The 12,181-nt window shown below is 61.3% G+C and carries 12 protein-coding genes; 6 read left to right on the top strand and 6 right to left on the bottom strand.

What is annotated here, in order from left to right; all coding sequences use genetic code 11:
• Window positions 1-80 precede the first annotated feature (80 nt).
• Both nadE and cho read left to right on the top strand, forming a co-directional pair.
• Window positions 81-908, top strand: a complete 828-nt coding sequence (gene nadE / locus DR88_RS16255; protein WP_032443852.1) for an NAD(+) synthase — start codon at window positions 81-83, stop codon at window positions 906-908.
• A gap of 100 nt (window positions 909-1,008) precedes the next feature.
• Window positions 1,009-1,872 carry an excinuclease Cho gene (gene cho / locus DR88_RS16260; protein WP_025860946.1) on the top strand — a complete coding sequence of 288 codons (864 nt, stop codon included), beginning with the start codon at window positions 1,009-1,011 and terminating at the stop codon, window positions 1,870-1,872.
• A gap of 87 nt (window positions 1,873-1,959) precedes the next feature.
• On the opposite strand, the gene spy is transcribed toward cho, so the two are convergent.
• The 6 genes from spy to astC all read right to left on the bottom strand — a co-directional run bounded on the left by spy (window position 1,960) and on the right by astC (window position 8,812).
• Complete coding sequence (gene spy / locus DR88_RS16265; RefSeq protein ID WP_004217130.1) at window positions 1,960-2,445, bottom strand: ATP-independent periplasmic protein-refolding chaperone Spy; 486 nt, start codon at window positions 2,443-2,445, stop codon at window positions 1,960-1,962.
• A gap of 343 nt (window positions 2,446-2,788) precedes the next feature.
• Window positions 2,789-3,754 carry a succinylglutamate desuccinylase gene (gene astE / locus DR88_RS16270; protein WP_004148087.1) on the bottom strand — a complete coding sequence of 322 codons (966 nt, stop codon included), beginning with the start codon at window positions 3,752-3,754 and terminating at the stop codon, window positions 2,789-2,791.
• Window positions 3,755-3,763: 9 nt separating this feature from the next.
• Entirely contained in the window at window positions 3,764-5,089 is a 1,326-nt protein-coding gene (astB, locus tag DR88_RS16275) for an N-succinylarginine dihydrolase (protein WP_004148086.1), read from the bottom strand.
• Window positions 5,086-6,564 carry a succinylglutamate-semialdehyde dehydrogenase gene (astD, locus tag DR88_RS16280; protein WP_004148085.1) on the bottom strand — a complete coding sequence of 493 codons (1,479 nt, stop codon included), beginning with the start codon at window positions 6,562-6,564 and terminating at the stop codon, window positions 5,086-5,088. Before astD ends, astB begins: the two co-directional genes overlap by 4 nt.
• On the bottom strand, window positions 6,561-7,595 hold the full coding sequence (astA, locus tag DR88_RS16285; RefSeq protein WP_002901491.1) for an arginine N-succinyltransferase: 1,035 nt from the start codon (window positions 7,593-7,595) through the stop codon (window positions 6,561-6,563). Before astA ends, astD begins: the two co-directional genes overlap by 4 nt.
• Window positions 7,592-8,812, bottom strand: coding sequence for a succinylornithine/acetylornithine transaminase (astC, locus tag DR88_RS16290; RefSeq protein ID WP_002901489.1), 1,221 nt, complete (start codon window positions 8,810-8,812; stop codon window positions 7,592-7,594). Before astC ends, astA begins: the two co-directional genes overlap by 4 nt.
• A 438-nt stretch (window positions 8,813-9,250) precedes the next feature.
• Here astC and xthA point away from each other — a divergent pair, with 438 nt between their 5' ends.
• The 4 genes from xthA (at window position 9,251) to DR88_RS16310 (ending at window position 12,181) form a co-directional block, all read left to right on the top strand.
• Window positions 9,251-10,057, top strand: coding sequence for an exodeoxyribonuclease III (gene xthA, locus DR88_RS16295; protein WP_002901486.1), 807 nt, complete (start codon window positions 9,251-9,253; stop codon window positions 10,055-10,057).
• Window positions 10,058-10,270: 213 nt separating this feature from the next.
• A complete protein-coding gene (locus DR88_RS16300) occupies window positions 10,271-10,927 on the top strand; it encodes a TVP38/TMEM64 family protein (protein ID WP_004140389.1) in 657 nt (218 codons plus the stop codon).
• Window positions 10,914-11,624, top strand: a complete 711-nt coding sequence (locus DR88_RS16305) for a TVP38/TMEM64 family protein (RefSeq protein WP_032443851.1) — start codon at window positions 10,914-10,916, stop codon at window positions 11,622-11,624. The genes DR88_RS16300 and DR88_RS16305 overlap by 14 nt, the downstream gene beginning before the upstream one ends.
• On the top strand, window positions 11,621-12,181 hold the full coding sequence (locus DR88_RS16310; protein ID WP_004209923.1) for a carboxymuconolactone decarboxylase family protein: 561 nt from the start codon (window positions 11,621-11,623) through the stop codon (window positions 12,179-12,181). Before DR88_RS16305 ends, DR88_RS16310 begins: the two co-directional genes overlap by 4 nt.

Below are 12,181 nucleotides of genomic sequence, written 5' to 3'. Positions count from 1 at the left end.
CCCGGTCCTTGTCGTTTCAGCGGCAAAGAGGTAGCTTTAAGCCAACAGCTTGCCAAACAGATTCACTTTCGGAGGGCGCGATGACGCTACAACAAGAGATTATTCAGGCGCTGGGCGCAAAGCCGCAGATTGATGTCGCAGGCGAGATCCGCCGCAGCGTCGATTTCCTGAAGTCATACCTGCAGACCTACCCGTTTATTAAATCGCTGGTGCTGGGTATCAGCGGCGGTCAGGACTCCACCCTGACGGGAAAACTGTGCCAGATAGCGATTAACGAACTGCGTGCCGAAACCGGCGACAGTAGCCTGCAGTTTATCGCCGTCCGTTTACCCTATGGCGTGCAGGCTGATGAGCAGGACTGCCAGGACGCCATCGCATTTATCCAGCCTGACCGGGTGTTGACAGTCAATATTAAAGCTGCGGTGCTGGCCAGCGAACAGGCGCTGCGCGAAGCAGGCATCGAACTGAGCGACTTCGTTCGCGGAAATGAAAAAGCCCGTGAGCGAATGAAGGCCCAGTACAGCATCGCCGGAATGACCAAAGGAGTTGTGGTCGGTACCGACCATGCGGCGGAAGCGATTACCGGCTTTTTCACCAAATATGGCGACGGCGGCACCGACATCAACCCAATTTTCCGCCTGAACAAACGTCAGGGCAAACAGCTGCTGGCCCATCTCGGCTGCCCGGAACATCTGTATAAGAAGCTGCCCACCGCCGACCTGGAAGACGATCGCCCCTCCCTGCCGGATGAAGTGGCCCTGGGTGTCACCTACGAGATCATCGACGATTATCTGGAAGGCAAAACGCTGGACCCGAGCATCGCCAAAACGATCGAGGGCTGGTATCTGAAAACCGAACACAAGCGTCGGCCGCCGATCACCGTCTTTGACGATTTCTGGAAAAAATAGTCTCTCCCCCCGCCCCGGCCTGCGCCGGGGTTATTTTTTGCCCTTTTCGCCGCAAAAATGGCCTGCTATACTGGATAGATAGACAGTACCAGGAGTTATTGTGGCCAGAAAGCAATCAGCCCCGCGTCTCGAGTTTGAGGCGGCGGCGATCTATGAATATCCCGAACATCTTCGCCCGTGGCTGGAGGCGCTGCCGAAGCTGCCGGGCGTCTATCAGTTTCACGGCGACAGCGACACGATGCCGCTCTATATCGGTAAGAGCGTCAACCTCCGCAGCCGGGTGTTATCCCACCTGCGCACCCCTGAAGAGGCCGCGATGCTGCGTCAGTCGCGGCGTATCACCTGGCAGCGCACCGCTGGCGAGCTGGGAGCGCTGCTGCTGGAGGCGCGGTTGATTAAAGAGCAGCAGCCGCTGTTTAACAAGCGGCTACGGCGTAACAAGCAGCTCTGCGCCTGGCTACTTGCGGACGACCGGCCGCAGATTGTCTATGCCCGTGAGGTTGATTTCTCGCACCAGCAGCATCTCTATGGCCTGTTCGCCAACCGGCGGGCGGCGCTGCAGATGCTGCAGAGCCTCGCTGACGAACAGCGCCTCTGTTATGGCCTGCTTGGTCTGGAACCGCTCAGCCGCGGCCGCGCCTGCTTTCGCTCCGCGCTGGGCCGCTGCGCCGGGGCCTGCTGTGGAAAGGAGAGCGTGGAGGCGCACAGAGAGCGCCTGCTGGCGCAGATGAGCAGACTGCAGCTGGTGTGCTGGCCGTGGGCGGGGCCCGTGGCGCTGGAGGAGCGCGGCTCGGACATGACGCAGTATCACGTCATTCATAACTGGCTGTGGCTGGGCGCCGTTGAATCGCTCGACCAGGCGGCGGAGTTGACCCGTCTGCCCGCCGGATTTGACCAGGATGGTTACAAGATCCTCTGTAAGCCTTTGCTCAGCGGAGACTATCCGCTGCATCCGCTTGGCTGAGAAGCCACCAATAAAAAACCGCCGGCCCTGCCCAACGCCTGATGGCATTATTGGGCAAGACCGGCGGTCTTGATTCAGTGCGCTACATTATTCAGCAGGTGCAGGCATTTTACCTGCCGGCGCGTTGCGTTCTGTCAGATGCTTCTCAAAATTAGCATTGAACTGTTTTTTCTGCTCTGGGGTCAGAATGTTGTAGATCTTGTTCTGCGTTTCCAGGCGGGACAGCGCCATCGCTTTATGCTGCGCTTCCATCTTATCGATCTGCGCTTCCGCCTTCGCCTTATCGAAGGTGTCGCTGGCGATCAGATCGTGCATCGCGCGGCGTTCTTCAAGGGACGGACGTTTCATATTTTCGCGCTGGCTCTTCATGATGTCGCGGATCTGCTGCTTCTGCGCATCGGTCAGGTTCAGGCCTTTAAACATCATGTCATGCTGACCCGGGCCGCCTTTATGATGCATCATCATCGGCTTGCTGTCGCTCGGCGCGGTGGTGGTATCGGCGGCGTGTGCCAGGTTAGCCGCGCCCAGAGCCAGAGTAGAGGCAACAAACAGTGCAGTGAGTTTCTTCATCATTCAATCCTTACTTTACGTTATTCTTACGGCGCGTTGCCGTGTTGACGAGATTAACTTTACGACGTTAATCGTCAATTAGTCAGAGCAAGAGTAAAACAATGAAAGTGTAAAAAACAGTTTCTCGTCAATTATGGAGAAAATAAGGAATTTAGCCGAAGAATTGCAATAAAAAATAAATAACTTACTGTTTTGCAGAGAAATTATGGAGAGTATAAAGGAGGGGAGATTAAAAACAAAGCATTTTACCAGGAATAATCTGCAAATTTACACTGGAGCACGAAAAAATAAGATGGCGAAAAAAGACGCGCGCAATAAAGCAGGCCGCCCGGCGGACGGCTTGCCCTCAGGATAATTTCTCCAGCATCAGGCCGGCGCGCAGTCCTTTCGCCACCGTCGGGTTAGGAAACAGAACATACTCCGTCTCAGGCCCCACCACATACCGCGTCTCGCCCTCTTCCGCCAGCAGCGTGCCGGGTTCGAAGGGGGTGAAGTTCAGCGTCTGATCCGCCATATGCAAGCGGAAATCATCGCTATGGCGGGTTAGCTGCTGTACCACCCGGTAGCGCAGCGGCGCCGGGGCGTCGGCAATGGCCAGATCCCCCACCAGCAGCCGGGAGAGCGCCCGCTGGACGGCGGCAAACTGCGTCAGATCGTTTTCCCCCAACGGCAGCGCTTTGCCCAGCTCAAGGGTGCAGGCCAGCGCCGCGAACCGTTCGCAGCTGAAGTGGGTGAAGGTCCCGCCGGGCTGGCGATGAAACACCAGCGCCTCCAGCCCGGCGCCGCCCAGCCAGTGAAGAAAATCCTCCTCCCACGGCTTATCGCGGGCCGGGAGCACGCCGAAGCGCGGATGTAGCGACCCGCGGATCGCGGTATGCAGATCGAGGTGCCAGCGCGGGCCATCGTGGTCGCGATAAAAGCGGGCTACCGCCTGCTCCAGCCGCTGCGCCCGCTGCGTCTCCTCACTGAGCGGAAACTGCCGCCAGCGCTCGCCAAACATGCGGTTCATATCGCTGTGCAGATAGCGCTTATTCGCCCGCAGCGCTGGTGGGTTGCCGACGATCACCAGCAGCCGCCAGCGCAGCGGGAGTGCCTCCCGGACCAGTCGCTGCACCAGCTGGTCGACTATCTCCACCGGCGCCGTTTCGTTGCCATGAATGGCGCAGGAAAGTACCAGCCCGCGTTCGCAGCGCGCATGCGGCGTCAGCTTAAGGATCCCCTCCCCCTGCCAGTGCCAGCGGAAATGAGCCGTCTCGCCGTGAAAGTGATGGGGCAATCGCCCCGCCAGGGTTAATGCCAGAAAATGTTCCACCGCGCCCCCTTATTGCTGAAATGGATAAACCGAACCGAGCTGCAGGATCTGGGTCAACCGATCCAGCGCGTCGCGCCCTTCCCGCAGCAGCTGCGGGTCGGCGAGGTCGGCCTGGGTGAGACGATCACGATAGTAGCGATCCACCCAGTCATTGAGGGTGGCAAACAGCGTATCGTTCATCAGGACGTGCGGATTGACCGCCTGATACTCCTCGGCCGTCAACACCACCCGCAGGCGCAGGCACGCCGGACCGCCGCCGTTGGCCATGCTCTCGCGCAGATCGAACACCCGCAGGTCGGCGATGGGGTTATCCCCGGCCAGCAGCTCATTGAGGTATTCCCAGACGCCGGCATGCTCCTGCGCTTCCTGAGGCAGGATAAGCGCCATGCTGCCATCCGCCCGGCTCAACAGCTGGCTGTTGAACAGATAGGTGGCAACCGCCTCTGCCACCGAGACCCGGCTGGCGGGAACCACCAGCGGCGTAAAACCCGGCACCCGCTGCGCCAGCTGCTGGAGAAGCGCGGTCTGGTCGGCAAAGGCCTGCTCATGGCAGAACAGGACCTGACGGTTGCTCACCGCGATGACGTCGTTATGAAAAACCCCCGTGTCGATCGCCGCCGGATGCTGGCGGGCGAAGATCAGCTGGCGGGGATTGACCTGATTGAGGCGCGCTACCGCCTGGCTGGCCTCAAGGGTTTGCCGCGCCGGATAGCGACGCGGCGCCTCCTTGCTCCCCCGGCGGCGGCCATAGACAAAGAGCTGGACGCCGGGAGCGCCATACTCGCCGCCGAGACGATTATGGTTCGCCGCCCCTTCGTCGCCAAACCAGGCCGAGGCGGGCAGCGCCGGGTGGATAGAAAATCGTGTGCGGTCGGGGAAAATCGCCTGCAGCAGCGCCTCTGTGGTCGGTGCTTCGCTGGCGCGGTGGAATTTATCCTGCAGATTCGCCACCGTCAGGTGCACCAGGCCATCCAGCGAATCGGCGGAGGGACACACCGTCGCCGCGTTCGCCACCCACATCGCCGAGGCCGAACTCACCGCCGACAGCAGATCCGGCTCCTGCTGCGCCACCCGGGCCACCACCTGCTCATCGCTGCCGCTAAAGCCCAGCTGGCGCAGAAGCGGCACGTTGGGACGCTCCTGCGGCGGGATCACCGCCTGCGGGTAGCCAGCGTCGGCGAGGGCTTTCATTTTTTTCAGCCCCTGCTTTGCCGCCAGCTGCGGGTTAGACACCCGATAGCGATGCCGGGTGGAAGCCTCATTGCCAAAGGAGAGCCCGGCGTAGTGATGGGTCAGCCCGGGCAGACCGTCAAAGTTGACTTCGCGGGCGGTCATGACGCCTCCCCGGCCAGAAAGTCGAGCCCCGGGCTCAGGCTGGCGGGCAGCGTCAGGGTCGGCGATTCAAGGCTGGCCATCGGCCAGGCGCAATAATCGGCGGCATACCAGGCCCCCGGACGATGGTTACCGGACGCCCCGGTGCCGCCGAACGGCGCGGTACTCGCCGCCCCGGTCAGCGGTTTGTTCCAGTTAACTATCCCTGCCCGCGCCTCAAGCAGCAGTCGATCGAACTTCTCCCGTTCCGGGGAGATTAACCCACAGGAGAGGCCGAAGCGGGTAGCGTTGGCTAAGGCAATCGCCTCCTCGAACGTGTCGTAGCGCCAGACCCCAAGCAGCGGGCCAAACACCTCTTCATCCTCGACATTGGCCACGTCGCTCATGTCGACAATCCCCGGCGTTAGCAGCGACGTCCCGGCCTGCAATAACCGCGGCTCCAGCAGGGTGACCGCGCCAGCGGCGACCCGCTGCAGCCAGGCCTGATGCACTTTCTGCGCGGCTTGTTCAGAGATAAGCCCGCCGAGAAACGGCTGCGGCTCGGCGTCCCACGCCGCCGGGATCAGCCGTTGGCTCACCGTCACCAGCCGGGAGAGGAAGGCATCGCCCGCCTCTCCGCGTCGGACCAGCAGACGCCGGGCGCAGGTGCAGCGCTGGCCAGCGGTAATAAAGGCGGACTGGATGGTCAGATGCACCGCGGCATCCACGTCCCGCGGATCGTCGACGATCAGCGGGTTATTACCGCCCATCTCCAGCGCGAGGATCTTCTGCGGTTGCCCGGCCAGCTGGCGATGCAGATAAAAACCGGTGGTTGAGCTGCCGGTAAACAGCAGTCCGTCGATATCCGCCTGGCCGCTGAGCGCCTCGCCGGTATCCCGACCGCCCTGCACCAGGTTGAGCACCCCAACGGGCAGGCCGGCCTGCTGCCATAGTTTCACCACCGCTTCGCCGCTGCGCGGGGTGAGTTCGCTGGGTTTAAAGACCACGGTATTGCCCGCCAGCAGCGCCGGCACGATGTGCCCGTTCGGCAGATGGCCGGGAAAGTTATAGGGGCCAAACACCGCCAGTACGCCGTGCGGCCGGTGACGCAGCGTGGCGGCGCCGTCGGGCAGGTCGCTGTGCTGTTCGCCGGTGCGGACGTGGTAGGCCTTCACCGAGATCGCCACCTTGTTGATCATCGCCGTCACTTCCCCGGCCGCCTCCCAGCGCGGCTTTCCGGTCTCGGCGCCGATAACCGCCGTCAGCTCCGCCTTACTGGCTTCCAGCAGAGCGGCAAACTTTTCAACGATCGCCTGACGGGCGGCAAACGGCAGCCGCGCCCAGGACGGGAACGCCTGGCGGGCAGCCGCCACCGCCTCGGCAACCTGCCCGGCATCCGCCGCCTCGCCCTGCCAGACAACCTTCAGGTTAACCGGATCCTGTTTACTGAAACCTGGCCCACGGCCGGGCCGCCACTCGCCGTTAATCCACAGACTCATGCAGTTTTCTCCTCAGGGATCAGGCGCACCATGCGCACCTGGTCGCCGGCATGACACTTCAGCATATCCAGTTCGCGGGCGCTGAGGGTCAGGGTGTCGCCATCCGGATCGGCATGCACCAGCAGAGCGCGGAACTGGTGATACTGTTCATTCGCCACCAGGCACAGCGGCCAGTCACCGGGCGGGGTTTCGCCGGCCTCAGTGGTCACCAGACGGCTTTTGCGGATCGCCCGCACCCGGTCGATGTCGCACTCCAGAGTCGGGCCGCCGTCGAAAATATCGATGTAGTTCAGGTAGCGGAACCCCTCTTTCTCCAGCACCGTCCGGGCCGGGGCGGTCTGCGGATGAACCTTGCCGATCACCGCCTGTGCCTCAGGGGAAAGGAAATCGATATACAGCGGATGCTTGGGCATCAGGGCGGCAATGAAAGCCTTCTGTCCGGTGCCGCACAGGTAGTCGGCACGGGAAAACTCCATGGCGAAAAAGCGTTTGCCCAGGCTCTCCCAGAACGGCGAGTAGCCCTGCTCGTCAATCACCCCGCGCATCTCGGCGACCACCTTCTCATTGAAGCGCTCGCGAAAGGCGGCCATAAATAAGAAGCGTGATTTCGACAGCAGATAGCCATTGCCCTCTTTGCGCCACTGCGGGTCGAGGAACAGGGTGCACAGCTCGCTGCTGCCGGTATGATCGTTGCTGAGAAACAGCGTCGGCAGCGCCTGATAGACGTTGAGCTCCTTCGAGGCATGGACCTGGGTGCCGACCCGGTAGTTATACCAGGGATCGTTGAGCCCCACCGCCACCTCGATCGCGCAGATGCCCACCACCGCGCCGCTTTCGCTCTCCTCCAGCACAAAGACATAGCCCTGCTCGCTTTTCGGTAGCTCGCCGCGCCAGGTCTGCTGCGAGCGGGCGATCCGCGCCGCGAGGGTCGCTTCATCCACCGGCAGCGAGGTCAACCCGCCGCCGGTCTCCGCTGCCAGCTTCAGCAGCCCGGGCAAATCGCCCGGCTCCACCGGTCGAATAACCATCATGATGAGACTCCTGCCACGAAACGCGCGCAGGCCCGCTCGACGCGATCCAGCCCGCTGTTCACCTCTTCTTCACTAACGTTCAGCGCCGGCGCGAAACGCACCACGTTGGCGCCGGCGATCAGAATCATCACCCCCTCTTCCGCCGCCAGGTTACTGAGGGTTTTCGCCTTCCCGGCCCAGGCGTCGTTTAGCACGCAGCCGAGCAGCAGTCCCAGGCCGCGGATCTCCTTGAACAGGCCATAGCGGGCGTTAATTGCCTGCAGGCGTTCACAAAACCACTGATGGCGCTGTCTGACGCCGGAGAGCACTTCCGGGGTGTTGACGATCGACAGCAGTTCGCCGGCCACCGCCCCGGCCAGCGGGTTACCGCCGTAGGTGGTGCCGTGGGTGCCGACGGTCATCACGCTGGCGCAGGCCTCTGTCGCCAGCAGCGCGCCAATAGGGAAACCACCGCCCAGCGCTTTGGCGGTGGTCAGCACATCGGGCGTCACGCCGTAGTGCATATAGGCATACAGCTCGCCGGTGCGCCCGACCCCGGTCTGCACTTCATCGAAAATCAGCAGGGCGTTGTGCTGGTCGCAAAGCTGACGCAGGCCGCGTAAAAACTCGACGCTGGCCGGCACCACGCCCCCTTCGCCCTGCACCGGCTCGACGATCACCGCGCAGGTCTGGTCATTGATTAAGGCCTTTGCCGACTCGAGATCGTTAAATACGGCATGCTGGATCTGCGGCGGCAGCGGGGCGAAATCCCGGGAATAGGCCGGCTGACCGCCCGCCGAGACGGTGAACAGCGTCCGCCCGTGGAAAGCGTTCTGAAAGGCGACGATGCCACTTTTCTCGCTGCCAAAGCGATCGTGGGCATATTTACGCGCCAGCTTGAGCGCTGCCTCATTGGCCTCGGCGCCGGAATTACAGAAGAAGACCCGGTCGGCGAAGGTAGCATCGATAAGCATTTTGGCCAGACGCAGGATCGGCTCATTGGTGTAGCCGTTGCCGGTATGCCAGAACTTGCCGGCCTGGTCGGTCAGGGCTTGCACCAGACGCGGATGGGCATGCCCCAGCGCGTTCACGGCGATGCCGCCGGCAAAATCGATATACTCTTTGCCCTGCTGATCCCACAGCCGTGACCCGGCGCCCCGCACCGGAATAAACGCCGCTGGCGCGTAGACCGGCATCATCCATTCATCAAAGTGGTTACGCGTAATTGACTGAGACATATCGACCTCTTCCGGTAAATTAAAAGTAGCAATAATGTTAATAAATATGAGTTATTACGCTGTAAATGTAGATTGCACGGTTCGTGCCAGCCAGCGATAAAAATGCATAAATCGGATGAGATAACGCGGAATCAATGAGTTACAGCCGAACGCTATTCACATAAAATGCATATTTAGTGAATAAGTATCCGACAAAGGGGGATAAACAGTGATTAAAGAAGATACATTATGCAACGGTAAGATATAATTCTGTAATTGTGATCCTCTGCGAAATTTATCGTATCTATTTGCCCTTTTTTGGCGCGGCATGCCCGCAAAAGGGGCACCCACGGCACGCTCATGCGCAGCGATTGGCAGAATGACGCATCCGGTGGCAGCCAGCCTGGCGAATTTCTGCTACCATCCCTGCACTATTCACCTTGCACAGTGGCAGCGACTATGAAATTCGTCTCTTTTAATATCAACGGCCTGCGTGCCCGCCCACACCAACTGGCCGCCATCGTCGAAAAACACCAGCCGGACGTGATTGGCCTGCAGGAAACCAAAGTTCACGACGACATGTTCCCTCTCGAAGAGGTTGCCAGGCTCGGCTATAACGTCTTTTATCACGGGCAGAAAGGCCATTATGGCGTCGCGCTGCTGACCAAAGAGACGCCGATTGCCGTCCGCCGCGGTTTCCCGGACGATGGCGAAGAGGCTCAGCGCCGCATCATTATGGCGGAGATCCCGTCGCCCTTCGGCAACGTCACAGTGATTAACGGCTATTTCCCGCAGGGTGAAAGCCGCGATCATGAAACCAAATTCCCGGCCAAAGCGGCGTTCTATCAGAATCTGCAGAACTATCTGGAGACCGAGCTCAACAAAGAGAATCCGGTGCTGATCATGGGCGATATGAACATCAGTCCTACCGATCTGGACATCGGTATCGGTGAAGAGAACCGCAAACGCTGGCTGCGCACCGGCAAATGTTCCTTCCTGCCGGAAGAACGGGAATGGATGGACCGCCTGCTGGGCTGGGGCCTGGTGGATACCTGGCGTCAGGCTAACCCCGACAATCATGAGCATTTCTCGTGGTTTGATTACCGCTCCAAAGGCTTCGACGATAACCGTGGGCTGCGCATCGATCTGCTGCTGGCCAGCCAGCCTCTGGCGCAGCGCTGCGTGGAAACCGGGATCGATTACGAGATCCGCGGGATGGAAAAACCGTCCGACCACGCGCCGGTGTGGGCCACCTTCCGGCCATAATTCACGCCCTTCTCTCGCCTCCCGCTGTGCGGGGGGCAGAATTTCCTGAGCAAAATCAACAAAGCGACGGTAAACCATTGTGACGGTCGTCGGAACAGGATACTGTCGCGCGCACTTTTTGATGTCCACTGCGTCCAGACTGTACAGGAGCACCTCTCATGCAAAAGAAGCCGTCATCCGGCCATTGGTAAAGGGCTGGGACTTCTCGCGCTGGTGGCCACGCTGGCCGTTATCAGCCACCGCGTCGGTCTCCACGATCTGCTGACTCATCTGCATCTGCTTCAGGACACCCTCCGCCATCAGGGCGCCTGGGGATATCTGGTCTATGCTGCGCTGTTTATCATTGCCACCCTGTGTCTGATCCCCGGCAGCCTGCTGGTGATCGCCGGCGGGATGCTCTTCGGCCCGCTAACAGGCTCCCTGCTCTCGTTTGCCGCCGCCACCCTCGCCTCTTCGCTGTCGTTTTTAATCGCCCGCTGGCTTGGGCGCGATCTGCTGCAGCGCTATGTGGGCCATACCACCGTCTTTCAGGCGATTGAGCGCGGTATCGCCCGCAGTGGCTGCGATTTCCTGATCCTCACCCGCCTGGTGCCGCTCTTTCCCTACAATATTCAGAATTACGCCTACGGCCTGACGGCGATCCGCTTCTGGCCCTTTACCCTGATCTCGGCCGTGACCACCCTGCCGGGTCTGGTCATCTATTCGGTGATGGCCAGCGAACTGGCCCGCGAGGGGGTGACCCTCGCCTTCGCGCTAAAACTGAGCCTCGCCGGCGGGCTGCTGTTTGCCCTGGTGCAGATAGGCAAACGGTTTGCCCGCGCCCGTCGCGTGGCGGCGTGCAGTGAGGAGGTGCGCCATGACCCAACCTGATCGCCGTCACCTGCGCCGCGCCCGGCTGGCCCTTGCCGTCGTGGTCGCCGCCGCTCTGGCCGCCTGGCTGTGGTTCCCTGGCGGGCGTACCTTTCTGCAGCAGAGTCTGACGGCGTTAGCCTCCCTGGATCCGCAGCAGGTCAGAGGGTTTATCGCCGCTTGGGGGCCGCAGGCCGCGCTGGTCTCATTTGCGCTGATGATCCTCCAGGCGATCGTCGCTCCGCTGCCGGCTTTCCTGATTACCCTGGCGAACGCCGCCCTGTTCGGCGCCTTCTGGGGCGGGGCGCTGTCGTGGTTCAGCGCTATGGTCGGGGCCGGGCTCTGCTTCTGCATCGCCAGAGCGCTGGGGCGCGAAGTGGTGGAGAAACTCACCGGCCGCGCGGTGCTGCGCAGTGCCGACGGCTATTTCACCCGCTTTGGCCCGCAGACGATCCTGGTCTGCCGCCTGCTGCCGTTTGTCCCGTTTGACCCGGTCAGCTATGCCGCCGGACTAACCTCGCTGCGCTTCTGGCCCTTTATGCTGGCCACCGGCGTGGGCCAGCTCCCGGCGACTATCGTTTATTCCTGGGCCGGGAGTCTGCTCACCGGGGGCACCTTCTGGCTGGTCACCGGGCTTTCGCTGCTTTTTGCCCTGGCGGTGGTCATCTCTATCGCCAAAAATATTTACCGTGAACGTCATAAGAGATCGTCGCCATGAGCTTACCCCCGCTGGATTCTGTCCCCCTGATCCTTCGTCCGCAGGCGTGGCTGCACCGCCGGCATTACGGCCAGGTGCTGAGCCCCATTCGCTGGTGGGGTCGGATCCCGTGGCTGTTTTACCTGGTTTCGCTGTTCGTGGGCTATATTGAACGCCGCCGCTCGCCGCTGGATCCGGTGCTGCGCTCGCTGGTCAGCGCCCGCATCGCCCAGCTGTGCCACTGCGAATTCTGTATCGATATCACCAGCATGATCCTCGCGGCGCGGAGCGGTAGCCAGGACAAGCTGCTGGCGGTCGCCGACTGGCGCAGCAGTACGCTGTTCAGCGAAAAAGAGCGCCTGGCGCTGGCCTATGCCGAAGCCGCCACCCAGACGCCGCCGGCGGTGGATGATGCCCTGCGTAGCGCGATGGCCGCGCATTTTGACGCCCGGGCGCTCACCGAGCTGACCGCCCTGATCGGCCTGCAAAATTTATCAGCGCGGTTCAATGCCGCGATGGCGATCCCGGCTCAGGGGTTGTGCCAGATACCCACCTCTTCCTCGCAGAATAAGGAGTAA

Source organism: Klebsiella pneumoniae, assembly GCF_000742135.1.
Classification (GTDB): Bacteria; Pseudomonadota; Gammaproteobacteria; order Enterobacterales; family Enterobacteriaceae; genus Klebsiella; species Klebsiella pneumoniae.
This window is presented reverse-complemented; position numbering and strand designations above follow the sequence as displayed.